Here is a 24546-nt window from a genome sequence, read left to right on the forward strand (position 1 = left end):
CGACCGGAGGGATGACCCGGGGATCGGAGTCAGGCCGGGACGACCGGCTCAGAGCGAGCGGAGCCAGGCGGCCGCCGACTGCTCCCACTGGGCGTAGGCCTTCGGGTACGCGGACAGCTGGACGGCCTGGGCGGCCTCGGTGACGCTCATCGACGACCAGCCGGGGACGTCGAGGAGCCCCCGGGTGACACCCGGGTTGGGGTTCCGCGAGCCGCCGAAGAACAGCTCCGAGGCGTACACGGTGTCCTGGAGCTGCGCGGGCGTCCCCCAGCCCTGGCTCGGCCGCTGCTGGAACAGCCCGACCGAGTCGCGGTCGCCGTGCGCGAGGTTGCGGAGGCTCGACTCCTGCATCGCCGTCGCCAGCGCGATGACGAGCCCGCGGTCGGGCACCCCGAGCGACCGGCCGACGCGGACGATGGTCGCCGCGTTCGCGCGCTGTTCGCTGGACAGGGACGCCCCGCTCGTCGGGAGGACCAGGGTGCCGCCGGCGTAGATCGTGCTCGTGTAGGTCAGACCGTTCGCGGCGAGCAGGGACGCGACGGACACGCCGTGGGTCGTCGCGACCGATGCGATGGTGTCGCCGTCACCGATCGTGACCGAGCCGCCGCGGACGACGGCCGACGACGTGGTCGGGCCGGCGGACGGTGCCACGGGCCCGGCGGTGGTCGCGGTCTTCGTCGCGCTCGCGGTGCCGGCGGGGACGCGGAGGGTCTGGCCCGGGTAGATGACGCTGCGCTGGGACAGCTCGTTCGCGGTGAGGAGCGCGGCGGTCGAGACGCCGACCTTGGCGGCGATCCCCGAGACGGTGTCGCCCTGCTTGACGTGGTAGCTCGCGGTGCCGGACGCCGTGGACTGCGCGGCGCCGACCGGGGTCGATGCGAGGCGGAGCGTCTGCCCGGCGTGGATGATCGTGTTCCAGCCGAGGCCGTTGCGGACGAGGATCTCCTGCGCGGAGAGGCCGTACCGGGCCGCGATGCCGGAGACGGTGTCGCCCTGCTGCACCGTGTACGTCGTCGGCGCGGCGGTGCGCGTCGCGGCGACGGTGGTGGCGACCGGCGTCGCGGGGCGCGCCACGGCCGTGGCGAACACCGGGCGTGACCCGAGGTCCCGGTCCACGTGGACGTCCCGGTCCGCGTCGACGTGACGCTTCCCGGTGTCGTCGTCGTGGCGCTGCTCGGCGTGCGCGATCGGTCCGGTCAGCCCGGCGGTCACGGCGATCGTGCCGGCCAGGACGATCGGCATGGTGGCGAAGCGGGCGGAGCGGATGCGGCGCGCTGCCTCGTCTGCGGTCGTGTCCCTGTCCACGGTCGTTCTCCTGTCTCCGCACGTCGTCGGCACGGGGTGGCTCTGGCGGCCGTGCGCGCACGTCACGCACAGGTGACCACACGCTGACACGCCGGTGATCCCAAGTCAACCAGAGAGTCGGGTGATGCGGGTGTGACTGCTGTGACTCAGCGAGGAATCGGCCGCCCGACACGACGCTGTTCACCGCCGTGGTGTGCTGCGCGAGCCCGCCCGGCTCTGGCACGATGGTCCCCGTGAGTGCCCTTCCCGGAGACGACGCCCTGTCCGAACGCTGGTTGACCGTGCCCGACCTGGTCGACCTGCTGGGGGTGAGCCCCGGCCGTGTCCACCGTCTGTTCGAGGAGCGCACGCTGCTCCCCGCCCGCGTCGACGGCGTGCTCCGCGTCCCCGTCGAGTTCCTCGACGGCACCGAGCCGCTGCCCGCGTTGCGCGGCACCCTCATCGTCCTCGGCGACAACGGGCTCACCGACGACGAGGCCGTGCGGTGGATGCTGACGCACGACGACGCGATGGGGACGACGCCCGTCGCCGCCCTGCGCGCCAACCGCAAGGCGGAAGTGCGCCGCGCGGCCCAGGCACTGCTCTAGACGCGACCGCCCGACGGACGGGAGGCCCGGGTACCAGCTGGTACCCGGGCCTCCCGTCGGTCTGTGGTGCCGCGCGCGCCCGGTCAGGCGGAGCGGTTGCTGACGGTGTCGGCGAGGGCCGCGAGCTGGTCGCGCGCCGAGGGGGTGAGCGGTGCGGCGTCGAGGGCGGCCTTGGCACGCTGGACGTGCCGGTCGATCGAGCGTTCGACCGCGCTGACCGCACCGGACTCGGTGAGCGTCGCGCGGAGCATCTGCACCTGGTCGTCGTCGAGGTCCGGGTCACCGAGGAGCTCGTCGAGCAGCTGCCGTGCACCGACCGGCAGGGCCTTGCGGGCGGTGGCGACGAGGACGGTGCGCTTGCCCTCGCGGAGGTCGTCGCCGGCGGGCTTGCCGGTCACCTCGGGGTCGCCGAAGACCCCGAGCATGTCGTCGCGCAGCTGGTAGGCCACGCCGAGGGGGAGACCGAAGGACCGCAGGCCGTCGAGCTGGTTCGCACTCGCGCCGGCGATGAGCGCTCCGATGAGCAGCGGTGCCTCCACCGAGTACTTGGCGGACTTGAAGACGATCACCCGCTGCGCGCGGACGAGCTGTTCGGCGTCGTCCACGGTCGGCCAGGCGGTCTCCTCGTGGATGTCGAGGTACTGCCCGGCGGTGACCTCGAGCCGCATCGCGTGGAACTCCTGCCGCACGATGCGCGCCCGGACGGGGTCGAGGAGGGCGAGGGCCTCGTCGAACACGGCGTCGCTCAGCGAGAGCAGCAGGTCCCCGAGCAGCAGGGCCGCGTTCGTGCCGTAGAGCGCGCGGTCTCCGACCCAGCCGGACTCGGCGTGGAGCGACTCGTACCGGCGGTGGGCGGCGGGACGACCGCGACGGGTGTCCGACCGGTCCATGATGTCGTCGTGCACGAGGGCCGCGGCGTGGAAGACCTCGAGCGCGGCGGCGGCGGTGACGACGGCCTCGGCGGTCGTCTGGCGGGAGCCCTCGGACAGCGGGTCGAACGAGCCGGAGCGTCCGGCGACGGACTGCCAGCCCCAGTAGCAGAACAGGGCGCGGAAGCGCTTGCCGCCGCCGAGTAGGTCACGCGCGAACGTGTCGAAGGGGAGCAGGTCCGGACTGATCGCCGCGAGGCGGTCGCGCTGCTCGTCGAGAGCCCGATCGATCCGCGCCGAGACGAGGTCCACTAATCGCGTACTCTCAGCCACGGTCCTTACCTTAGTGGGTGGCCCGGTCGTAAGATCGATCCACCCCTTCCACCGCGTCGATCCCAGGAACAAGAGGGAACCAAGATGCCGCTCTCGGAGCAAGAGCAACGACTCCTCGAAGAGATGGAGCGGAGCCTCTACCAGAACGACTCCGACTTCGTGGCGCGCGTCAGTCGCCGCCAGGGCCGTCCGACGTACACCGCGATCACGATCGGCGTCCTGATCGGCCTCGTCGGCGTCGGGGTGATCGTGCTGGGCCTGGTCATCAAGCAGCCCCTGATCGGCGTGCTGGGCTTCGTCGTCATGCTCGGCGGGGTCCTCTTCGCCCTGCGCCCCGGTGGTCGTACCCCGACCGCTCGCCCGACCCGGACCGCGTCGTCCGGACCAGGAGCCCGCGGTGGGGCCCGTCCCGCACGGGGTTCATCCGGCGGCTCCTTCATCGACCGGATGAACGAGCGCTGGGACAAGCGCAACCAGCAGGACTAGCTCCTCCACATCCCTCCACGGGGTCGGCCTTCCGAGGCCGGCCCCGTTTTTCTGTGCCCTCCGGGCGGTCTCGGCGCCCTCGGCCCGCGGATTCCCCTCCACTCCGCTCCACCGGCGGCCGTCACGCCACGATCCGCGCAGATCCGGGGTCGTGGGCGTGGTCGGCGCACGCTGGAGACCCCCAGTAGGGGTGCCGGGGCATCTCAGTGGGGCGTTTGCACAGCGGAGTGGAGGGAAGTGGAGTACCGTGGGGGATGACGACGACGAGTGGAGCTGAGGGGAGGCCCCGACGTGCTGCTCGGTACCCATGCCCCGAAGCTCGACGAGAAGGGTCGCGTGATCCTCCCCGCCAAGTTCCGGGACGAACTGTCCGGGGGACTCGTCATGACCCGCGGCCAGGAGCGGTGCGTGGTCGTCTTCAGTGCCAGGACCTTCGAGGAACTCCACGAACGGATCCGCCAGGCACCGATGACGTCGAAGCGCACCCGTGACTACATGCGCCTGTTCCTCTCCGGAGCGAGCGCGGAGCAGCCCGACAAGCAGAACCGCGTCACGATCCCGCAGAACCTCCGCGAGTACGCGGGGCTCGAGCGGGACCTGACGGTCATCGGCAGCGGTGACCGTGCCGAGATCTGGTCGACCAGCGCATGGGAGGCCTACTACGCCGAGGCCGAAGAGGCCTTCGCCGAGAACGACGAGGAGGTGATCCCGGGCATCTTCTGATCCGTGGATCGGGACTCCCAGCCGTGAAGCCCTGACACACCTTCCCCGGTGTCAGGTCGCATGGATGGGGATCCGGACCCGCGGCCCAGGAGGGCAGGGGCGCAGATGAGCACACCCGAACGGTTCCCGCACACCCCCGTCATGCTCGAGCGCATCGTCGACCTCTTCACCCCGACCCTCGAGGGTCCGGGCAAGGTCGTCGTCGACGCCACGCTCGGCATGGGCGGACACTCGGCGGGCCTCCTCGAGCGGTTCCCCGATCTGACCCTGGTCGGCCTCGACCGCGACACCGACGCACTCGGCATCGCGGGGGAGCGGTTGGCTCGCTTCGGCGACCGTGTGCACCTGGTGCACACCGTGTACGACGAACTCCCGGCCGCCCTCGACGGGCTCGGCATCGCGGAGGTCGACGGGGTCCTGTTCGACCTCGGCGTCTCGTCACTCCAGCTCGACCGGGCCGAGCGTGGCTTCGCCTACAGCCAGGACGCGCCGCTCGACATGCGGATGGACCGGACGCAGGGCATCACCGCGGCCGAGGTCCTCGCCGAGTACGACGAGCGCGAACTCCGGCGGATCTTCCAGCGCTACGGCGAGGAGAAGCTCGCCGGCCGCTACGCCAAGGCGATCGTCGAACGCCGGGCGACCACGCCCTTCACGATGTCCGGCGACCTCGTGCAGGTGCTCCACGACGCCACCCCCGTCGCGATCCAGCGCCAGGGGCACCCGGCCAAGCGCGTCTTCCAGGCGCTGCGGATCGAGGTCAACACCGAACTGAGCGTCCTCGAGCGCGCGATCCCCGCCGCGCTCGACCGCATCCGGGTCGGCGGCCGCCTGGTCGTCGAGTCCTACCAGTCCCTCGAGGACCGCATCGTGAAGCGGGCCCTCGTCGAGCGCACGACCTCGAGCGCACCGGCCGACCTGCCGGTGGAGCTCCCCGAGCACGCGCCGACCTTCACCCTCGTCGTCAAGGGCGCGGAACAGGCCGACGAGGCGGAACGCGCCGCCAACCCCCGAGCCACCCCCGTGCGCCTGCGCGCGGCCGAGCGGATCCGGAAGTGACATGAGCACGAACCTCGCACTCGTCGACCCTGTCGTCGCCCCGTCGCGTGCCCCGCGCCCGGACCGCGACCGCCGCCCGGAGCTCGTCGAGGTCGCCCCGACGAAGGCACAGCGGCGTGCCCGCCCCCGGGTGGCCTACGCCGTGGTGGCCATCGCGGCGCTCGGCGTCCTGCTCCTCGCGCAGCTCGGGATCAGCATGGCGCTCAGCCAGGGCGCCTACACGCTCAGCTCCCTGAAGAGCGAGCAGACCGGGCTGACGCGGACCCAGGCGTCCCTGTCCGAGGACCTCAAGGTGCTCGAGTCGCCGCAGAACCTGGCCCGGAACGCGCAGGCCCTCGGGATGATCGCGAACTCGACGCCGGTCTACCTCGACCCGAAGACGGGGACGGTGTACGGCACGCCGAAGCCCGCGACCCCGGAGGAAGCGACGGGGAACACCGCGAACCAGGTCCCGAACGCCCTGCTCGGTGACGTCCCCCTCGCAGCCCAGGCCGGGGACACCGCCACGAGCAAGGAGACCGGCGCCTCGGACACGGCACCGGCGGCCAGCAGCCAGGCCCCTGCCGCTCCGGCGCCTGCCGCTCCGGCCGCCGCCGCTCCGGCCCCCGCAGCTCCGGCACCGGCCGCCGACGCTGGGAACACCGGCGCGGCCAGCGCGTCGGACGAGGGTTCCGCGGGGTCCTCCGTAGAGTCCGACCCGAACCAGCTCCAGGCACCCACGACCCGGTGACCCGGGGCGCAGCTCCATCCCGGAAAGGCCGCTCGTGACGAAGACCCTCCGCTCCCGCCGCCTCCGCTACAGCGTCGTGATGCTCGCCGTCATCGCGCTCGTGGCGGTGTTCGTGGTCCGCCTCGTCGACATCCAGGTCGTGCAGGCCGCGGAACTCACGAAGGCCGCCGAGTCGAAGCGCAGCATCCCCGTGACCCTGTACGGCACGCGGGGCTCGATCGTCGACCGTGACGGCACCGCACTCGCCGAGAGCGTCGTCCGGTACAACATCACGACCTCGCCCCGGTTGGTCAAGGGGTTCGAGGGGAAGCTCGGCGGCAGCCGCGTCAAGGACGTCACCGTCGAGCAGGCACTCGCCGCCGTCGCGCAGGCGTCGGGCGGCGACGTCGCCGAGATGCAGGCGGCCATCGCGGCCGACCCGGGGTCGGACTTCGCCTACCTGGTCAAGGGCATCGACGTGAAGCACTACGAGGCGGTCACCGCGCTCGGCATCCCCTGGGTCTACAAGGAGCAGCAGGCTTCGCGCACGTACCCGACCGCCGCGGCGACGGGCAACATCGCCGGCTTCATGGGGACGGACGGCGCCCAGGCCGGCCTCGAGCTCGCGTACCAGAAGTGCCTCGCCGGCACGAACGGCTCCGAGACGTACGAGCGCGGCGAGGACGGGGTGCAGCTCCCAGGCAGCACCGTGACGAAGAAGCGCGCCAAGGACGGCGGCACGCTCGTCACCACCATCGACAGCGACCTGCAGTACATGGCGTCACAGGACATCGCCGACGCCGCGCAGCAGCTCAAGGCGGAGTCGGCGACCGCCACCGTCGTCAACGCGAAGACGGGCGAGGTGCTCGCCGTCGCGGACTACCCGACGGTCGACCCGAACGACGTCGACGCGACGACCGACCCCGGTGCGTACGGCTCGCGCGCCCTCACCGCGGCCTACGAGCCCGGCTCCACGATCAAGGCCGCGATCGCCGCCGCGCTCATCGACAAGGGGCTCGCGACCCCGACGACGCAGGCCGTGGTGCCGTACTCCAGGACGTTCCCGTGGGGTGGCACCATCCACGACTCCGAGTTCCACCCGACCGAGAACCTGACGCTCACCGGCATCCTCCGCGACTCCTCGAACGTCGGGATCACCGACCTCGGCGCGAAGCTGTCGACCCAGCAGCGGTACGACGTCATGCGCGACTTCGGCCTCTTCGAGCCTGAGCCCGCCATCGACTACCCGGGCCAGCCGACGATGGACTACGGCGCGAGCCCGCAGTGGGACCAGCAGACCGACATCAACTCCATGTTCGGACAGGGCATCGTCACGACCGCCATGCAGGTGTCGAGCGTCTACCAGACCCTCGCCAACGACGGCGTCCGGATCCCGCTCCACATGGTGAAGGGCTGCGAGACCGCGGACGGCAGGACGATCGACGCGCCCGACGTGCAGGAGAAGCGGGTCGTCTCCGAGCAGGCGGCGTCGCAGACGGTCGACATGCTGCAGAGCGTCGTCACCGGCGGCACACTCGTCGGCATGAAGCCGATCTCCGGCTACAACATCGCCGCGAAGACCGGCACGGCCGAGGTCGCGGACGGCGCGAAGGGCTACGGCGCGGAGCGTGTGATCTCGGTGGCCGGAATGGCACCCGCCGAGGACCCCCAGTATGTTGTCACGGTGACGTTCACGAAGCCGCAGACCACCAAGTGGTCGAGCGGAGCGGCTCCGGCGTTCCGCACACTCATGTCCCAGGTGCTCGAGAAGTACCGAGTCGCCCCCTCCACGACAGAGGCGCGGACCTACCCGTCCACCTGGTAGCCGCACTGTCCACGTGGTGAGGAAGAAGGAGCACTTGTCAGCACGGATCCCCCCGGTCCTCCGGCCCGAACACCCGACCCCGCGGCCGGTCGCCGAACTCGCGAACGCCTTCGGGCTCCGCGTCGTCGGATCGCTCGACGGCGTCGAGACGACCGGCGTCACCCTGAGCGCTGCCGAGGTGCAGCCCGGTGACCTGTTCGTCGGCGTGCACGGGGCGAACCGCCACGGTGCCGAGTTCGCCACGGACGCCGCCGAGCGCGGCGCCGTCGCCGTGCTCACCGACGCCGCCGGTGTCGCGATCGCCGAGGCCTCCGGGCTGCCGGTGCTCGAGGTCGAGGACCCCCGGGCCGCGCTCGGCGACGTGTCGGCGTGGGTCTACCGCACGAACCCCGACGAGGCCGAGTTGCCGCAGCTCTTCGCCGTCACCGGGACGAACGGCAAGACGAGCACGTCGTACATCCTCGAAGGCGTCCTCAAGCAGCTCGGTCTGGTCACCGGGCTGAGCTCCACCGCCGAGCGCCACATCGGGTCGCTCAGCGTGACGAGCCGGCTCACCACGCCGGAGGCCAGCGAGATGCACGCCCTCCTCGCCCGGATGCGGGAGAGCGAGGTGCGCGCGGTGGCCGTCGAGGTCAGTGCTCAGGCCCTCAGCCGCCACCGGGTGGACGGCATCGTGTTCGACGTCGTCGCCTTCACGAACCTCAGCCACGACCACCTCGACGACTACGCCGACATGGAGGAGTACTTCCAGGCGAAGCTGCCGCTGTTCCAGCCGGAGCACGGCCGTCGCGGTGTCGTCTCACTCGACACCGACTGGGGCCACCGGGTCGTGCAGGACTCCCGCATCCCCGTGACGACCATCACGGTGCACCCGGACGTCGAGGCCGAGTGGCACGTCGACATCGTCGAGGCGCACGCGGCCTACACCGAGTTCCGCCTGACCGGACCGGAGGGCCGCGAGCTCACCACGCGCGTGCCGCTCATCGGCTGGCACATGGCCGCGAACGCCGCACTGGCGATCGTCATGCTCGTGGAGGGCGGGTTCGAGCTCGGTGCGATCGCGCAGGCGCTCGAGACGAACCACCGCCGCTACCCGGACGAGACCGACGGCACCGTGGTGAGCGCCATCGAGTGCTACCTGCCCGGCCGGACCGAGCGCGTCTCGGGCGACACCGGTCCGAGCGTCTACGTCGACTTCGGGCACAGCCCGGACGCGTTCCTCAACACCCTGGCGGCGGTCCGGCAGTTCACCCCCGGCAAGGTCGTCATGCTCTTCGGCGCCGACGGGGACCGCGACACCACGAAGCGCGCCGACATGGCCCGCGTCGCGGCGGAGGGTTCCGACGTCCTCGTCGTCACCGACCACCACCCGCGCTTCGAGGACGCCGCGTCGATCCGGAAGACCCTGGTCGACGCCGCCCGTGCCGCCTACCCGGACCACGAGATCCACGAGGTCAGCCCGCCCGAGGCGGCGATCCGTGCCGCGGTCGCGCTCGTCGGCGAGGGCGACTCGATCCTCTGGGCCGGCCCCGGCCACCAGGACTACCGCGACATCCAGGGTGTCCGCACGCCGTACTCGGCCCGTGATGAAGCCCGCGCCGCGCTCCGCGAAGCCGGTTGGGAACCGAACGCCGGTCCGACGGAGGACGCTCGATGATCGCGCTGACCCTCGCCGAGATCGCCGCAGCGGTCGACGGCGAGCTCGTCCGCGGTGCCGCCGACACGACCGTCACCGGTTCCGTCGAGACGGACTCGCGTCTGGTCGCGTCCGGCAGCGTCTTCTTCGCCCTGCTCGGCGAGGAGACCGACGGGCACCGCTTCGTCCCGGCCGCCGCCGACGCCGGCGCAGCGCTCGTCGTCACCGAACGCGCCGTCGACCTGCCGGACGACGCCCCGACCGCGCAGATCGTCGTCGCCGACGGCTACGCCGCCCTGGCGGCCCTCGCCCACGAGGTCGTCGCCCGCGTCCGTGCCGCCGGTGCCCTGCGCGTCGTCGGCATCACGGGTTCGAACGGCAAGACGAGCACGAAGAACATGCTCCGCACGATCCTGTCGCGCGTCGGCGAGACGGTCGCGCCCGAGGGCTCGTTCAACAACCACGTCGGCGCACCGGTCTCGATGCTCCGCATCACCGCCGACACCCGGTTCCTCGTGGTGGAGATGGGCGCGAGCGGCATCGGCCACATCGCGAAGCTCGTCCGCATCGCGGAGCCGGACGTCGGTGTCGTCCTCAAGGTCGGCCTCGCGCACGCCGGCGAGTTCGGCGGGATCGACGCGACCGAGCGCGCCAAGTCGGAGATGGTCACCGACCTGCCCGCCACGGCCACGGCCCTCCTCAACGTCGACGACGACCGCGTCGCACGGATGCGCGGGCGCACCGCCGCCCGCGTCGTCGGCTTCGGCACCTCCGCCGGTGCCGACTACCGCATCGGTGGTGTCACGACGGACCGCGACGGCACCCGGTTCACACTCACCGCGCCTCCCGTCGAGTCGGCGGACGCCGTGCCGGGAGGCCCGTCCGGGGCCCCCGAGACCGTCGACGTCCGTCTCGCCATCCTCGGCGAGCACCACGCCATGAACGCCGCCGCGGCGCTGTCCGTCGCGCACCTGTGGGGCGTGCCGCTGGCCGAGGGCGCCGCCGCGCTCGCGTCGATGACGCGCGCCGAGCGGTGGCGCATGGAGCTCCTGCAGGGGCCGGACGGCGTCACCGTGATCAACGACGCCTACAACGCGTCGCCCGACTCCACGGCAGCCGCGCTCCGCACGCTCGCGCAGGTCGCCCGTCCGGGCGAGCGCACCGTCGCCGTCCTCGGCGAGATGGCCGAACTCGGCGAGTACTCCGTCGAGGAGCACGACCGGATCGGTCGTCTCGTGGTGCGGCTCGGCATCGGACAGCTCGTGGTCGTCGGCCGCGGCGCGATGGCCCTGCACCAGGCCGCCACCCTCGAGGGGTCGTGGGACGGCGAGTCCGTGTTCATCGAGGACGTCGACGACGCCGTCCGTGCCCTCCAGGAGATCGTGCGTCCGGGTGACGTCGTCCTGGTCAAGTCCTCGAAGTCGGCCGGGCTGCGGTTCGTCGGCGACCGCCTCGGAGGTGTCCCCGAATGATCGCGCTCCTCGTCGCCGGCGCCGTGTCGCTGGTGTTCACACTGCTGCTCACGCCGCTGTTCATCAAGCTGTTCCACCGGCTCGGGTGGGGGCAGTTCATCCGTGACGACGGTCCGCAGTCGCACCACACCAAGCGCGGCACCGCGACCATGGGCGGCATCGTCCTCATCCTGGGCGCCGTGATCGGGTACTTCGTCGGGCACCTCGCCGGGCGCGACCCGGTGACGCTGTCCGGGCTGCTCGTGCTGTTCCTCATGGTGGGGCTCGGCGTGGTCGGCTTCGTCGACGACTTCCTCAAGGTGCGCCGACAGCGCAGCCTGGGGCTCGGCGGCTGGGCCAAGGTCCTCGGCCAGGTCATCGTCGGGGTCGTCTTCGCGACGATCGCCCTCGTGGTCCCGACCGGCAACGGGAAGCCGCCGGCTTCGACGATGATCTCCGCGATCCGCGACGTCCCGTGGCTCGACTTCATGGCGCTCGGCACGGTCATCGGGACCGTCCTGTTCCTGGCCTGGATCGTGCTGCTCACCGTGTCGACCTCGAACGGCGTCAACGTCGCGGACGGGCTCGACGGGCTCGCGACCGGGTCGAGCATCCTCGCCATCGGCTCGTACGTCATCATCGGCTTCTGGCAGTCGAACCAGATCTGCGGCGGTGCCCGGATCGACGAGAGCACCCGGCACGCCTGCTACACGGTGACGGACCCGCTCGACCTCGCCGTCGTCGCGGCGGCGGTCTGCGGCGGCCTCATCGGCTTCCTCTGGTACAACACCTCGCCGGCGCAGATCTTCCTCGGTGACACCGGGTCGCTCGGCCTCGGCGGTGCCCTCGCCGGGCTCGCGATCCTCAGCCGCACCGAGCTCCTGCTCATCCTCATCGGCGGCCTGTTCTTCATCGTCACCGGGTCCGTCATCCTGCAGCGCGCGTACTTCAAGATCACGCACGGCAAGCGCATCTTCCGGATGAGCCCCCTGCACCACCACTTCGAGCTCAAGGGCTGGGCCGAGGTGACCGTCGTCGTCCGGTTCTGGATCATCGCGGGGCTCTGCGTCGCGGCCGGGGTCGGACTGTTCTACCTGGAATGGATCGCACGAGTCCAATGAGCGAACGCCTGAACGGTCTCGACAGCTGGTACGCCGGAGGCTGGAAGGGCCTGCGGGTGGCGGTGCTCGGCCTCGGCTCGACGGGGTTCTCGGTCGCCGACACGCTCGCGGAGCTCGGCAGCGAGGTCGTCGTCTACTCGACCGACGCTCCCGCCGACAGCGTCGAGCTGCTCGACGTCATCGGGGCGCGGTTCGTGCAGACGCCGCTCGACACCGTGCCCGCGGCGCTCGTCGAGCACGCCCCGGACCTGGTCGTCGTGTCGCCCGGGCTTCCGCCGCACAACCCCACCGTCGCCTGGGCTGTGGCGAACAGCACCGTGTGGGGCGACATCGAGCTCGCCTGGCGCGTGCGCGACAAGGTCGTGACGGGGCCGGTCGCCGCGCCCTGGGTGACGATCACCGGCACGAACGGCAAGACCACGACGACGCAGCTCGCGACGGCGATGTACGCCGCCGGGGGACTCCGTGCCGTCGCCTGCGGGAACATCGGGGTGCCGGTGCTCGACGTCGTGCGGGACCCGGAGGGCTTCGACGTGCTCGTCGTAGAGCTCTCCAGCCACCAGCTCCACTACATGCCGACCACCGGGCCCGGTGCCGTGGTCCCGCTCGCGTCGGCGTGCCTGAACATCGCCGACGACCACCTGGAGTGGCACGGGTCGGCGGAGGCCTACCGGGCCGCGAAGGCCAAGGTCTACGAGCGCACCGTGATGGCGTGCGTGTACAACACGGCGGACGAGGTCACCCGGCACATGGTCGAGGAGGCCGACGTGGTCGAGGGGTGCCGCGCCGTCGGGTTCTCGCTCGGCGTCCCCGCGCCCGGGGACGTCGGCGTCGTGGACGACGTGCTCTGCGACCGCGCCTTCACCGAGGACCGCCGCAACAGCGCGCTCGAGCTCGCGACCGTCGCGGACCTGGAGCTCGCCGGCCTGGACAGCCCGCACATGACCGCGAACGTGCTCGCGGCGGCCGCCCTGGCGCGTGCCGCGGCCGTGCAGCCGAGTGCCGTCCGTGCCGCCGTGCAGGCCTTCCGCGCCGACCACCACCGCACCGAGTCGGTCGCGACCGCGGACGGCATCGCCTGGGTCGACGACTCGAAGGCGACGAACCCGCACGCGGCGACGGCGTCCCTGTCCGCCTTCGACCCGGTCGTGTGGATCGTGGGCGGCCTGTTCAAGGGCGTGGACATCGACGGGCTCGTCGAGCGGTTCGGCCCCGGGGTGCGCGCCGTCGTCGTCATCGGGACCGACCGGGCTCCGGTGCTCGAGGCATTCGCACGACACGCGCCCACGGTCCCGGTGCTGCAGGTGGAAGCGACGGACACTGAGCAGGTCATGCCCGAGGCGGTCCGGCATGCCGCTTCGGTCGCGCGACCGGGCGACACGGTCCTCCTCGCCCCGGCGGCGGCGTCGTTCGACCAGTTCGGTTCCTACGCAGACCGGGGCGAGCGTTTCGCGGCTGCGGTCCACGAGCACCTGGGAGGCGACGCCGATGGCGACACCGACGGATCTTCCGACGAACGGCCGTAGCGCCCGAGCACGCGCCGGCGCGGCGGGCGCGGCCGCCTCCGCGCGCGTGGGTGCCGGGGTGGACGGTGCGCGTCGCCGGTCGAACGGGGCCGTCGTCGCGGTGAAGAACGTGTTCGTGGCCGAGTCCACGACGTTCTACACGATCCTCGGCGTCACGCTCTTCCTCGTCGTCTTCGGCGTGGTGATGGTGCTGTCGTCGTCGAGCGTCGAGGAGTACCGCTACAAGCACGGCTTCTTCGGCGCCTTCGCGAAGCAGGGCCTGTACGCGCTCATCGGCGTCCCGCTCATGCTCGTCGTGAGCCGGTTCCCCGGCGAGTTCTGGCGGCGGTGGGCGATGCGCATCCTCGGTGCCGGGCTCGTCCTGCAGCTCCTCGTGTTCACCCCGATGGGCATCGACATCCAGGGCAACCGGAACTGGATCGGCCTCGGTGCGTTCACCGCGCAGCCGTCCGAACTCCTCAAGCTCGCGCTCGTGCTCGGCATCGGCGCCGTGCTCTTCCGGAAGCGCGAGAAGCTGCACGACTGGCGCGAGGTCTTCATCCCGGTCGGGCTCGCGACCGCGGTGTCCATCGGCCTGGTGCTCCTCGGCGGGGACCAGGGGACCGCGATGATCATGATGATCCTGGTCTTCGGCAGTCTCTTCGTCGGTGGGGTGCGACTGCGACACCTCGCGGTCGGCGTCGTCGCGATCGCGGTGATGCTGCCGGTCGTCACGATGGCCTCGAGCTCACGCCAGACGCGTATCAGTGCGTGGCTGTCCGGCTGCACCGACTCGAACCAGGCCCAGGACCTGTGCTGGCAGCCCGTGCACGGCATGTGGGCGCTGGCGTCCGGCGGGGTGTTCGGCGTGGGACTCGGCAACTCGAAGCTGAAGTGGTCGTGGCTGCCCGAGGCGGACAACGACTACATCTTCGCGATCGTCGGCGAGGAGCTCGGCCTGATCGGCGCCGTCGTCGTCCTCGCGCTGTTCGTGGTGCTCGCGATCGGCATGATCCGGGTCATCCGGCTCTCGCCGGACCCGTTCGTGCGGACCGTCACCGGTGGTGTGCTGGCGTGGGTGATCGGGCAGGCGCTCGTGAACATCGCCGTCGTCCTGGGGCTGCTCCCGGTGCTCGGCGTCCCGCTCCCGCTCATCTCGGCCGGTGGATCGGCCCTCATCATGACCCTCGTCGCGATCGGCGTCGTGCTGTCCTTCGCCCGTGACCTGCCGGCCCGCACCGGGTCGGGCGGTCCCGGTCGGAGCGGTGCGCCCGGACGCACCACCGCCCCGGCACCCGGGACGCAGAACGGAGCCCTGCGGTGAGCCGCTTCCTCTTCGCCGGCGGCGGGACCGCCGGCCACGTCAACCCGCTGCTCGCGGTGGCCGACCGGCTGACCCAGCGGTCGCCGGAGGACGAGGTCCTGGTGCTCGGCACCGCCGAGGGCCTGGAGTCCCGGCTCGTGCCGATGCGCGGGTACGAGCTCGTCACGATCCCGCGGCTGCCCTTCCCGCGGAAGCCGAACGCCGCCGCACTCCGGTTCCCGGGCGCGTTCTGGTCCGCCGTCCGCCGGACCGAGCGCATCATCCGCGAGCGCGAGATCGCCGTGGTCCTCGGTGTCGGCGGGTACGCGGCCGCCCCGGCGTACGTGGCGGCGAAGCGCACCGGGACGCCCGTCGTCGTGCACGAGCAGAACGCCAAGCCCGGGCTCGCGAACCGGATGGCGGCGGTGCTGACCACGCACGTCGGCGTGACGTTCTCGAACACCCGGCTGCCACACTCGCAGGTCGTCGGCATGCCCCTGCGCCGGGAGATCGAGCGTCTGGACCGTCGTGCCGAGCGTGCCGCCGGGTTCGCGGAGTTCGGACTCGACCCGGACCGTCCCGTGCTGCTCGTCACCGGCGGGTCCTCGGGTGCCCGGAGCATCAACCGCACGGTGCACCGGGCCGCGGCGACGATCCTCGGCGCCGGCTGGCAGATCCTGCACGTGGTGGGCGCGGCGTCCGACATCGGGCCGAGCGACCTGGACGGCTACCACGTGCTGCCGTACTGCGACCGGATGGACCTGGCGTACGCCGCGGCCGACTTCGTGGTCTCGCGCTCCGGTGCCGGCATGGTCTGCGAGCTGACGGCGGTCGGCCTGCCGAGCGTGCTCGTGCCGTACCCGGTCGGCAACGGCGAGCAGCGGCACAACGCGCGAGACGTCGTCGCCGCCGGGGGAGCGCTGCTGGTCGACGACGCGGAATTCACGCCCGACTGGGTGACGTTGCAGCTCCTGACCGTCCTGGAGGACCGTGCCGGCATCGCCGACATGGCCGTCCGCGCCGGCAGCGTCGGACACCGCGACGGCGCGGACCGCATGACGGGACTCGTGCTCGCCGCCGCGGCCGGACGTCGCGGGAGCAGCACCGGCCGACCGACCGGCACCAGCACCACCAGCACCACGGAGGAACCATGACCATCAAGCCGGACCTCACCCAGCCGATCCCGGACGACCTCGGCACGGTGCACTTCGTCGGCATCGGCGGGTCCGGCATGAGCGGCATCGCCCGGATGTTCCTGGCCGCGGGCCACCGGGTCTCGGGGAGCGACTCCCGCGAGACCGCGACGACGGGCCGGATGCGCGAACTCGGCGCGGACGTCCGGATCGGGCACGACGCCGCCAACCTGGGCGACGCCGACACCGTGGTCGTCACGAGCGCGCTGTGGCCGGACAACCCGGAACTGCTCGAGGCGAAGCGCCGCGGGCTCCCGGTCCTGCACCGCTCGCAGGCCCTCGCCGCCCTGATCTCCTCGCACCGCCTCGTGGCGGTCGCCGGCGCGCACGGCAAGACGACCTCGACGGGCATGGTCGTGACGGCGCTCGTCGAACTCGGGCTCGACCCGAGCTTCGTGAACGGCGGTGTGATCCAGTCCCTCGGCACGAGTTCGGCGCCGGGCAGCAGCGACCTGTTCGTCGTCGAGGCGGACGAGTCCGACGGCTCCTTCCTGCTCTACGACGTCGCCGTCGCGCTCATCACGAACGTCGACCCCGACCACCTGGACCACTACGGCAGCGAGCAGGCCTTCATCGACGCGTTCGTCGAGTTCGCGGCGAAGGCGCGGGAGCGGGTCGTCGTGTCGAGCGACGACGCCGGAGCGGTGCGGGTCACGGCGGGCCTCCGGGAGCGCGAGGACGCTCCCGAGATCGTCACCTTCGGGGAGGCCGAGGACGCCGACGTCCGGATCGAGCGCGTCGACGAGGGTGCCGGTGTCGGCGTGGACCTCCGCTGGGGCGGCGCCTCGTACCACCTGGCACTCCGGGTCCCCGGTCGCCACAACGCGGTGAACGCGGTCGGCGCGTTCGCCGTGCTCGTCGGCCTCGGCGTCGACCCGGCGGACGCGGTGCGCGGCATCGAGGCGTTCGGCGGCACCGAGCGTCGCTTCGAGCTGCACGGCGTCGAGCGCGGCGTGTCCGTGTACGACGACTACGCGCACCACCCGACCGAGGTCGCCGCGGCGCTCCGCGCCGCGCGCGACGTCGTGGGCGACGGTCGGATCATCGCGATCCACCAGCCGCACCTGTACTCGCGCACCCGGATGATGGCCGGGGAGTTCGCCAGCGTGTACGAGGAGCTCGCCGACCACACCGTCGTCCTCGACGTGTACGGCGCCCGCGAGGACCCGGAGCCCGGTGTCACGGGCGCGCTGGTGCAGGAGCGCTTCGCGGACCAGAGCCGTGTGGACTACCTGCCGGACTGGGCCGAGGCGTCGGCACGGGCGGCCGCCGTGGCACGGGACGGCGACATCGTGATGACCCTGAGCTGCGGGGACGTCTACCGCATCATCCCGCAGGTGCTCACCGCACTGCAGACCGGACCCGGGGCCGCGGGCCGGTGAAGCGACCCGAGGGCTTCGACGAGCACGCCGGGCTCGACGACCGCCACGCCGGGTCCGCCGCTCCTGCCGACGGCGCGCGGGAAGCCCGGCGTCCGTCCCGGACAGCGGGTCTCCGAGCCGCGTTGGACGGCGCCCGGGAGGCCCGACGCGCGTCCCGCACGCCGGCTGCGGACGAGCGCGCCGAACGTGGTGTGGGTCGCGACGCGGGCGGCACCGCCGGACGCGTGACCGGCCTGCCGGACCTGCCGGAGGTCGACCTCACCGAGGACGAGCGGTCGACCGGGCCGGCCGATACGGGCACCACCCGACCGGGTCGGGCCTCCCGTCCGCGCGTCCGGGTGGCGACGGACGCCGACCGGGCCCCGTCCGCCGGCACGACCCCGGACAGTGGCACGACCCCGGACAGCGGCACGACCCCGGACAGCGGCACGGACCGGGCCGGCAGGTCGGCCGCGCTCGGCGGGACCGACGACGACCGTCACCTCGGACACGACGGCCCCGGCGCGCCGGACGTCGCGCCGCACGTCCCCTCGACGACCCCGATCGGCGCGCGCGTCCGTGCGGCGGAGACCGCACGGGAGGCCCGCGTCGCCCGCAAGCGCCGTCGGCTGCTCGAGCGGGCCGAGGTCCGGCGCTTCACGCGGCGGAGCCGACACCGACGTGCAGCGTGGCTCGCGGCGGGCGGTGTCGTCGTCGTCCTCGTCGCGTCCGTGCTCGTCGCCGTGTACTCGCCGCTCATGGCCCTCCGGACCATCGAGGTGAAGGGCACCGACCGCGTCGACGCCGCCGAGGTCCGGGCCGCGCTGTCGGGGCAGATCGGCACACCCCTGGCCCGGATCGACCTGGACGAGGTGCAGGAGCGGATCGCCGGCTTCCCGCTCATCGAGCGCTACGTGACCGAGGAGGAACCACCGCACACCCTCGTGGTCACGGTCACCGAGCGGACCCCGGTCGTCGCGGTGCAGTCCGGGAAGGGCTTCGACCTCGTCGACCCCGCCGGGATCGTCGTGCAGTCGTCGACGAAGCGGCCGGACGACATGCCACTGGCGGACATCGGTCGGGCGAAGCTCGGCTCGATGGTGTTCCGGACGATGACGGAGGTCGTCCTGGCGATGCCGACGGACGTCCGGAAGCAGGTCTCGGGCATCGCCGCCTCGACGTCGGACGACGTCACCCTGAGCATGCGGGACGGGTCCAGCGTGGTGTGGGGGAGCCCGGACGAGTCTGCGGCGAAGGCCGACCTGCTCGCGGCACTCGTGGCGGACCACGCGCAGCGGTCGCCGGACACCGAGGTCGAGTTCGACGTGTCGGCTCCCGACAACGGGATCATCCGACCGCGGTCCTGACGGCGGCGGACAATTGCCGGGCGGCATCGACGACACGCGGCGTGGCGGGTCGTCACCGAGCGGACGGCACCCGTAGCGTCGGGACCAGCACCATTCGTAGCAGCTAGAACTCTGAACTTCAAGCACAGGTTGAGGGTTTTGACCGGAGGCCGGACAGACGTGACCACGAACCACAACTACCTCGCCGTCATCAAGGTGGTCGGTGTCGGCGGCGGCGGTGTCAACGCCGTCAACCGCATGATCGAACTCGGCCTCCGCGGCGTCGAGTTCATCGCCATCAACACCGACGCGCAGGCCCTGCTCCTGAGCGACGCCGACGTCAAGCTCGACGTGGGTCGCGAGATCACCCGCGGTCTCGGCGCCGGCGCCGACCCCGAGGTGGGCCGACGTGCCGCCGAGGACCACGCCGAGGAGATCGAGGAAGCCCTCGCCGGTGCGGACATGGTCTTCGTCACCGCCGGTGAGGGTGGTGGCACCGGGACCGGTGGCGCCCCCGTCGTCGCCCGCATCGCGAAGTCCATCGGCGCCCTCACCATCGGTGTCGTCACGAAGCCGTTCGGCTTCGAGGGCAAGCGTCGCCAGTCCCAGGCCGAGAACGGCGTCGCGAGCCTCAAGGACGAGGTCGACACGCTCATCGTCGTGCCGAACGACCGTCTGCTCGAGATCTCCGACCGCGGCATCTCCATGGTCGAGGCGTTCGCCACGGCCGACCAGGTGCTCCTCGCCGGTGTCCAGGGCATCACGGACCTCATCACGACCCCGGGTCTCATCAACCTCGACTTCGCGGACGTCAAGAGCGTCATGCAGGGTGCCGGCTCGGCCCTGATGGGCATCGGGTCGTCCCGCGGGGCGGACCGGGCGATCAAGGCGGCCGAGCTCGCCGTCGCGTCGCCGCTGCTCGAGGCCTCGATCGACGGCGCACACGGTGTGCTGCTCTCGATCCAGGGTGGCTCGAACCTCGGCATCTTCGAGATCAACGACGCCGCCCGCCTGGTGCAGGAGGCCGTCCACCCCGAGGCGAACATCATCTTCGGTGCGGTCATCGACGACACCCTCGGCGACGAGGTCCGCGTGACCGTCATCGCCGCCGGCTTCGACGGCGGCGAGCCGTCGCAGCAGCAGCACCAGGAGCGCCGCTCGAGCTACGTCGACCCGGACGCCGGTGCCACCGTGCCCGTCGCCACCGGTTCGTCCAACCGCATCGAGGACTCCGGCCACACGACCCCGTCCTGGGCGTCGCAGGAGCACGAGCCGCCGGCGCAGCGCGCCGCCGACCCGGCCTTCGACGACGACGACGAACTCGACGTCCCCGACTTCCTGAAGTGAGTCGGCCCCGCGTGAGCACGAGCGCATCGTGACCGCTGGGCACCAGAGCGAGCCGAGCCTCCCACCCGACACCGGACTGGAGGCTCGGCTCGCGTCCGTCCGCGGCAGCATCGCCGAGGCGGCCCGGACCGCCGGGCGCTCGGACGACGAGCTGACGCTCGTCGTCGTCACGAAGTACCACCCGGCGTCCCTGGTGCGCGAGCTCGCCGCGCTCGGCGTCACCGACGTGGGGGAGAACCGGCACCAGGAGGCCCAGGCGAAGGCGGCCGAGCTCGCCGACCTCGGCCTGACCTGGCACTTCATCGGACAGCTGCAGTCGAAGAAGGCCCGGCAGGCGCGACGGTACGCCGACGTCGTGCAGTCGCTCGACCGGGCGAGCGTCGTCGACGCCTTCGCGCCGACGGACGCCGAACCGGACCCCCGCGTGCTCGACGGTTTCGTCCAGGTGAACCTGACCGACGATCCCGGACGCGGCGGTGTCGCACCCGAGGACGTCGACGCCCTGGCGGAACGGGTCCTGGCGACGGGGACCCTGCGGCTGCGCGGCGTGATGGCGGTCGCCCCGCTCGACGAGGAGCCCCGCGCCGCGTTCGCCCGGCTCCGGGCGGTCTCCGAGCGGGTCCGCGCGATCGAGCCCACCGCGACCGACATCTCGGCCGGCATGAGCGGCGACCACGCCGAGGCGATCGCCGAGGGCGCGACACACCTGCGGATCGGGACCGCAATCACCGGGAAACGGCCGGACGCGCCCTAGCCTCGACACAGGGCACCAACGAGCACGGACTTCCCGGAGGAACCATGGCCAACCCCCTGAAGAAGACGATGGTCTACCTCGGCCTCGCCGATGAGGAACTCGAGTACGAGGACGAGCAGCAGGCTGCGCCGACGCAGGCGCGCCAGCCGTCCTCCACCCCCGCGGCGCAGCAGGACGCCCCCGCTGCCGCTGCCCCCGCGGTCGCGACGGCCGCAGCCCCGGCCGCGTCGGCTCCGGCCGCCGTCGCCGTGAAGCCCACGCACACCTCCCAGCGCGGCGCGCAGGTCACCCCGCTCCGCCGCTCGCACACGACCGCACAGAAGGCGACCCCGGTCCAGGAAATGAACGAGATCCTCACCGTCCACCCGCGCGAGTACAAGGACGCCCAGTCCATCGCCGAGAGCTTCCGCGACGGCATCCCCGTGATCATCAACCTCTCGCAGATGACCGAGACGGACGCCCGTCGCATGATCGACTTCGCGAGCGGCCTGTCGCTCGGTCTCTACGGCAAGATCGAGCGCGTCACGAACAAGGTCTTCCTGCTGTCGCCCGCGCACATCGCAGTGAGCGGCGAGCCAGCTGAGGTAGAGTCCGACATCGAGGCGAACTTCTTCGCCCAGTCCTGAGCCGCCCGTGCGGTACCGGGGTCCGACGGGTCCCGGGACACCGCGCGGCACCCAGGCCCACCCGCCCCGTGACCGGCCCGTCCCGGTACCGGTCACACGAGACGAGCGAGCCGAAACGTGTTCATCTTCACGATCCTCTCCCTGGTCCTGACGCTCTACTTCTTCATCATGTGGGGGCGTTTCATCCTCGACCTGGTCCAGTCGTTCAACCGCGGCTGGCGGCCGCAGCGCGTGCTGCTCGTCATCGCGGAGTTCGTCTACACGGTGACCGATCCGCCGATCAAGGCCGTTCGCCGCGTGCTGCCGCCGCTCCGACTCGGTCCGGTGATGCTCGACTTCGGGTGGACGATCGTGATGCTCGTCGTCATCATCCTGCGCGTCGTGGTCCAGTCCCTGGCCTACCGATTCGTCTGATCCCGATCCGTCCGACACGCGCCACGCGGCGATCCGACACGGTTCGGCCCCGCCCTCGGTGTACGGTGGTCGGGATCGATGCCCCGCCCCGGCGGGACATCCGCACCGGGAGTCCCGCTGGTAGGTTCAGCACGGACGGCCAGCAGGGCCCCGGTTCCACACGTTCAGCAGTTCTATTGAGGTGACGGCAATGGCTTTGACGCCGGAAGACGTAGTCAACAAGCGGTTCCAGCCGACCAAGTTCCGCGAGGGCTACGACCAGGACGAGGTCGACGACTTCCTCGACGAGATCGTGGCCGAGCTGCGTCGCCTGAACCAGGAGAACGAGGAGCTGCGCCAGCGCCTCGAGTCCGCCGGCTCCGCGCCGTCGCTCGCCAAGGACGACGAGCCCGCGCCGGCACCGACGCCCGAGCCGGCCCCGGTCGCCGCTGCTCCGGAGCCCGCCCCGGTCGCCGCCGCCGCACCGAGCACCACGGTCAACCCGGACGAGGACACCGAGGGCACCACGAACCTCCTGACGCTCGCTCGTCGTCTGCACGAGGAGCACGTGCGTGAAGGTGTCGAGAAGCGTGACGCCCTCATCGCCGAGGGCCAGGCGCAGGCCGCCCGCCTCGTCTCCGAGGCCGAAGCGAAGCAGCGCCAGATCATCGCCGAGACCGAGAACCAGAACCGTCAGCGTGTCGCGGTCCTCGACCAGGAGCGCACGCAGCTCGAGGGCAAGATCGACGAGCTCCGCACGTTCGAGCGCGACTACCGTGCGCAGCTCAAGAGCTACATCCAGGGCCAGCTCGCCGAGCTCGACTCGTCGGCCAGCACCGAGCAGTCCGGCTTCGCGCCGGCCCCGGCCTCGGCGCAGGGCTTCGGCAACTGACGTTGGACCGACCCGTCCCACGAGCGAAGGTCAGTGCACGCGCGATCGCGGCACTGGCCTTCGCCGCTGTCGTGGTGCTGGCCGCCGACCAGGTCACGAAGGCGCTCGTCGTCGCGGAGCTGCCGGAAGGCGTCGTCGTCCCGGTGCTCGGGGACGCCCTGCAGTTCCTCTCGGTCCGCAACCCGGGTGCCGCGTTCTCCTTCGCGGTCAACATGACGTGGGTGTTCTCGCTCATCTCGGCCGCGGTGGTCGTCGCGATCGTCGTGTACGCGCGTCGGATCCGGTCGATGTGGTGGGCACTCGTCCTCGGCATGCTCCTGGGCGGCGCACTCGGCAACCTGACCGACCGGCTCTTCCGGGAGCCCGGCTTCGGACGCGGGCACGTCGTCGACTTCATCTCGACGCCGTGGATGATGCCCGCGATCTACAACGTCGCGGACTCGTTCATCTGCATCAGCATGGTGGTGTTCGTGCTGCTCGTGGTGTTCGGGGTGAACCTCGACGGGACGCGGTCGGTGTCGGACAAGCAGGCGCGCCGGACGGCCGCGGCACAGGCCGACGCCACCGACACGACGGACGCGGGGCACGCGCCGGACGCGGGTCGGGCCTCCCGGCCCGACGGCAGCCGGCACGACGGTCGCACGCACGACGCCCTCGGGCACGACGCGACGTGACGCGGACAGCATGAGCGAGTCCCGCAGTCTGCCCGTGCCCGACGGGCTCGCCGGTGAGCGTGTCGACACCGCCATCGCGAAGCTCCTCGGCTTCAGCCGGTCCTTCGCCGCGGACGTCGTCGCGGCCGGCGGTGTCCGGGTCGACGGCGTCGTCGTCGACAAGTCCGACCGGTTGCACGCCGACACGTGGCTCGAGGTGGAGTGGCACCCGAAGGAACCGCCGCGCATCGTCCCCGCCGTCGTCCCGGGCATGACCGTCGTGCACGACGACGAGGACATCGTCGTCGTCGACAAGCCGATCGGGGTGGCAGCACATCCGTCCCCGGGCTGGGACGGTCCGACGGTGCCCGGTGGGCTCGCCGCCGCGGGCTTCACGATCGCGACCTCCGGCGCCGCCGAACGTGCGGGCATCGTGCACCGCCTCGACGTCGGCACGTCGGGCCTGATGGTCGTCGCGAAGACCGAACTCGCCTACACGCACCTGAAGCGGGCGTTCAAGGAGCGGACCGTCGAGAAGGTGTACCACGCGCTCGCGCAGGGCCACCCGGACCCGACGTCCGGCACGATCGACGCCCCGATCGGTCGGCACCCGTCGAGCGACTGGAAGTTCGCCGTCACCGCCGACGGCAAGCCGAGCGTCACGCACTACGAGACGCTCGAGGCGTTCCGGTCCGCGACCCTGCTCGAGGTGCACCTGGAGACCGGGCGCACCCACCAGATCCGCGTGCACATGGCCGCGACACGCCACCCGCTGGTCGGCGACACCATGTACGGCGCCGACCCGGTGCTGGCGGGCGAGCTCGGCCTCACCCGGCAGTGGCTCGACGCCGTCCGGCTCGGCTTTGCGCACCCGCGGACCGGGGAGTGGGTGGAGTTCCAGGCGTCCTACCCGGACGACCTGCAGCAGGCGCTCGACCGGATCCGCGCGGCCTGACCGGGAACACGACCAGCAGAACCGGTCGACCGCACGGCGTCCTCCGCGACACGCTCGGGATCGTCACCGGTCGCGGTTAGGCTGTCCCCACCCCGCAGCAGACCGTACGAACCG

The 24546-nt window shown here is 71.8% G+C and carries 23 protein-coding genes; 21 read left to right on the top strand and 2 right to left on the bottom strand.

The window, feature by feature from the left end:
* Window positions 1-48: 48 nt before the first annotated feature.
* Entirely contained in the window at window positions 49-1305 is a 1257-nt protein-coding gene (locus DEJ32_RS00165; protein WP_258365979.1) for a LysM peptidoglycan-binding domain-containing protein, read from the bottom strand.
* 224 nt (window positions 1306-1529) lie between these two features.
* Between DEJ32_RS00165 and DEJ32_RS00170 the strand changes: the two genes are divergently transcribed.
* On the top strand, window positions 1530-1892 hold the full coding sequence (locus DEJ32_RS00170) for an Rv2175c family DNA-binding protein (RefSeq protein ID WP_110825263.1): 363 nt from the start codon (window positions 1530-1532) through the stop codon (window positions 1890-1892).
* Window positions 1893-1975: 83 nt separating this feature from the next.
* On the opposite strand, the gene DEJ32_RS00175 is transcribed toward DEJ32_RS00170, so the two are convergent.
* Window positions 1976-3094 (bottom strand): polyprenyl synthetase family protein, encoded by a 1119-nt coding sequence (locus DEJ32_RS00175; RefSeq protein ID WP_110889604.1) that lies wholly within the window; start codon window positions 3092-3094, stop codon window positions 1976-1978.
* A gap of 84 nt (window positions 3095-3178) precedes the next feature.
* On the opposite strand from DEJ32_RS00175, the gene DEJ32_RS00180 reads away from it, so the two are divergent.
* From DEJ32_RS00180 to DEJ32_RS00275, 20 genes are all read left to right on the top strand, one after another.
* Complete coding sequence (locus tag DEJ32_RS00180) at window positions 3179-3580, top strand: DUF3040 domain-containing protein (RefSeq protein ID WP_110825265.1); 402 nt, start codon at window positions 3179-3181, stop codon at window positions 3578-3580.
* Between the two features lie 291 nt (window positions 3581-3871).
* Window positions 3872-4303 carry a division/cell wall cluster transcriptional repressor MraZ gene (gene mraZ / locus DEJ32_RS00185; RefSeq protein ID WP_110825266.1) on the top strand — a complete coding sequence of 144 codons (432 nt, stop codon included), beginning with the start codon at window positions 3872-3874 and terminating at the stop codon, window positions 4301-4303.
* A 105-nt stretch (window positions 4304-4408) separates the two neighbouring features.
* A complete protein-coding gene (gene rsmH / locus DEJ32_RS00190) occupies window positions 4409-5362 on the top strand; it encodes a 16S rRNA (cytosine(1402)-N(4))-methyltransferase RsmH (protein WP_110889605.1) in 954 nt (317 codons plus the stop codon).
* Between the two features lies 1 nt (window position 5363).
* Entirely contained in the window at window positions 5364-6092 is a 729-nt protein-coding gene (locus DEJ32_RS00195; protein WP_110899941.1) for a hypothetical protein, read from the top strand.
* Between the two features lie 34 nt (window positions 6093-6126).
* The gene (locus DEJ32_RS00200) at window positions 6127-7896 is read left to right on the top strand and encodes a penicillin-binding protein 2 (RefSeq protein WP_110899942.1); all 1770 of its coding nucleotides are present in this window, start codon (window positions 6127-6129) and stop codon (window positions 7894-7896) included.
* A 34-nt stretch (window positions 7897-7930) separates the two neighbouring features.
* On the top strand, window positions 7931-9553 hold the full coding sequence (locus tag DEJ32_RS00205) for a Mur ligase family protein (RefSeq protein ID WP_110825511.1): 1623 nt from the start codon (window positions 7931-7933) through the stop codon (window positions 9551-9553).
* Entirely contained in the window at window positions 9550-11004 is a 1455-nt protein-coding gene (gene murF, locus DEJ32_RS00210; protein ID WP_110899943.1) for a UDP-N-acetylmuramoyl-tripeptide--D-alanyl-D-alanine ligase, read from the top strand. Before DEJ32_RS00205 ends, murF begins: the two co-directional genes overlap by 4 nt.
* Window positions 11001-12104 carry a phospho-N-acetylmuramoyl-pentapeptide-transferase gene (gene mraY, locus DEJ32_RS00215; RefSeq protein ID WP_110825271.1) on the top strand — a complete coding sequence of 368 codons (1104 nt, stop codon included), beginning with the start codon at window positions 11001-11003 and terminating at the stop codon, window positions 12102-12104. Before murF ends, mraY begins: the two co-directional genes overlap by 4 nt.
* A complete protein-coding gene (gene murD / locus DEJ32_RS00220; RefSeq protein ID WP_110899944.1) occupies window positions 12101-13630 on the top strand; it encodes a UDP-N-acetylmuramoyl-L-alanine--D-glutamate ligase in 1530 nt (509 codons plus the stop codon). The genes mraY and murD overlap by 4 nt, the downstream gene beginning before the upstream one ends.
* Complete coding sequence (gene ftsW, locus DEJ32_RS00225) at window positions 13593-14933, top strand: putative lipid II flippase FtsW (RefSeq protein WP_110899945.1); 1341 nt, start codon at window positions 13593-13595, stop codon at window positions 14931-14933. The genes murD and ftsW overlap by 38 nt, the downstream gene beginning before the upstream one ends.
* Entirely contained in the window at window positions 14930-16066 is a 1137-nt protein-coding gene (gene murG / locus DEJ32_RS00230; protein ID WP_110825274.1) for an undecaprenyldiphospho-muramoylpentapeptide beta-N-acetylglucosaminyltransferase, read from the top strand. Before ftsW ends, murG begins: the two co-directional genes overlap by 4 nt.
* Window positions 16063-17487: a UDP-N-acetylmuramate--L-alanine ligase gene (gene murC, locus DEJ32_RS00235; protein WP_110899946.1), complete on the top strand. Its 1425-nt coding sequence runs from the start codon at window positions 16063-16065 to the stop codon at window positions 17485-17487. The genes murG and murC overlap by 4 nt, the downstream gene beginning before the upstream one ends.
* The gene (locus DEJ32_RS00240) at window positions 17484-18833 is read left to right on the top strand and encodes an FtsQ-type POTRA domain-containing protein (RefSeq protein ID WP_110899947.1); all 1350 of its coding nucleotides are present in this window, start codon (window positions 17484-17486) and stop codon (window positions 18831-18833) included. The genes murC and DEJ32_RS00240 overlap by 4 nt, the downstream gene beginning before the upstream one ends.
* A gap of 159 nt (window positions 18834-18992) precedes the next feature.
* Window positions 18993-20159, top strand: coding sequence for a cell division protein FtsZ (gene ftsZ, locus DEJ32_RS00245; RefSeq protein ID WP_110825277.1), 1167 nt, complete (start codon window positions 18993-18995; stop codon window positions 20157-20159).
* Between the two features lie 28 nt (window positions 20160-20187).
* The gene (locus tag DEJ32_RS00250) at window positions 20188-20913 is read left to right on the top strand and encodes a YggS family pyridoxal phosphate-dependent enzyme (RefSeq protein WP_110899948.1); all 726 of its coding nucleotides are present in this window, start codon (window positions 20188-20190) and stop codon (window positions 20911-20913) included.
* A 44-nt stretch (window positions 20914-20957) separates the two neighbouring features.
* Window positions 20958-21539 (top strand): cell division protein SepF, encoded by a 582-nt coding sequence (locus DEJ32_RS00255; protein ID WP_110889614.1) that lies wholly within the window; start codon window positions 20958-20960, stop codon window positions 21537-21539.
* 117 nt (window positions 21540-21656) lie between these two features.
* Window positions 21657-21953 carry a YggT family protein gene (locus tag DEJ32_RS00260; RefSeq protein ID WP_110825280.1) on the top strand — a complete coding sequence of 99 codons (297 nt, stop codon included), beginning with the start codon at window positions 21657-21659 and terminating at the stop codon, window positions 21951-21953.
* A 190-nt stretch (window positions 21954-22143) separates the two neighbouring features.
* The gene (locus DEJ32_RS00265) at window positions 22144-22824 is read left to right on the top strand and encodes a DivIVA domain-containing protein (protein ID WP_110825281.1); all 681 of its coding nucleotides are present in this window, start codon (window positions 22144-22146) and stop codon (window positions 22822-22824) included.
* A gap of 2 nt (window positions 22825-22826) precedes the next feature.
* Window positions 22827-23498, top strand: coding sequence for a signal peptidase II (gene lspA / locus DEJ32_RS00270; RefSeq protein WP_258368848.1), 672 nt, complete (start codon window positions 22827-22829; stop codon window positions 23496-23498).
* A 10-nt stretch (window positions 23499-23508) separates the two neighbouring features.
* Window positions 23509-24432, top strand: a complete 924-nt coding sequence (locus DEJ32_RS00275; RefSeq protein WP_110825283.1) for an RluA family pseudouridine synthase — start codon at window positions 23509-23511, stop codon at window positions 24430-24432.
* The last annotated feature ends 114 nt before the right edge of the window (window positions 24433-24546 follow it).

The organism is Curtobacterium sp. MCPF17_046 (assembly GCF_003224295.1).
GTDB lineage: Bacteria > Actinomycetota > Actinomycetes > Actinomycetales > Microbacteriaceae > Curtobacterium.

Coding starts and splice junctions, on each gene's coding strand:
- DEJ32_RS00170 (WP_110825263.1), top strand. CDS start 1,530: ATGGTCCCCGTGAGTGCCCTTCCCGGAGACGACGCCCTGTCCGAACGC.
- DEJ32_RS00180 (WP_110825265.1), top strand. CDS start 3,179: ATGCCGCTCTCGGAGCAAGAGCAACGACTCCTCGAAGAGATGGAGCGG.
- rsmH (WP_110889605.1), top strand. CDS start 4,409: ATGAGCACACCCGAACGGTTCCCGCACACCCCCGTCATGCTCGAGCGC.
- DEJ32_RS00195 (WP_110899941.1), top strand. CDS start 5,364: ATGAGCACGAACCTCGCACTCGTCGACCCTGTCGTCGCCCCGTCGCGT.
- murF (WP_110899943.1), top strand. CDS start 9,550: ATGATCGCGCTGACCCTCGCCGAGATCGCCGCAGCGGTCGACGGCGAG.
- mraY (WP_110825271.1), top strand. CDS start 11,001: ATGATCGCGCTCCTCGTCGCCGGCGCCGTGTCGCTGGTGTTCACACTG.
- murD (WP_110899944.1), top strand. CDS start 12,101: ATGAGCGAACGCCTGAACGGTCTCGACAGCTGGTACGCCGGAGGCTGG.
- ftsW (WP_110899945.1), top strand. CDS start 13,593: ATGGCGACACCGACGGATCTTCCGACGAACGGCCGTAGCGCCCGAGCA.
- murC (WP_110899946.1), top strand. CDS start 16,063: ATGACCATCAAGCCGGACCTCACCCAGCCGATCCCGGACGACCTCGGC.
- DEJ32_RS00255 (WP_110889614.1), top strand. CDS start 20,958: ATGGCCAACCCCCTGAAGAAGACGATGGTCTACCTCGGCCTCGCCGAT.
- DEJ32_RS00265 (WP_110825281.1), top strand. CDS start 22,144: ATGGCTTTGACGCCGGAAGACGTAGTCAACAAGCGGTTCCAGCCGACC.
- DEJ32_RS00275 (WP_110825283.1), top strand. CDS start 23,509: ATGAGCGAGTCCCGCAGTCTGCCCGTGCCCGACGGGCTCGCCGGTGAG.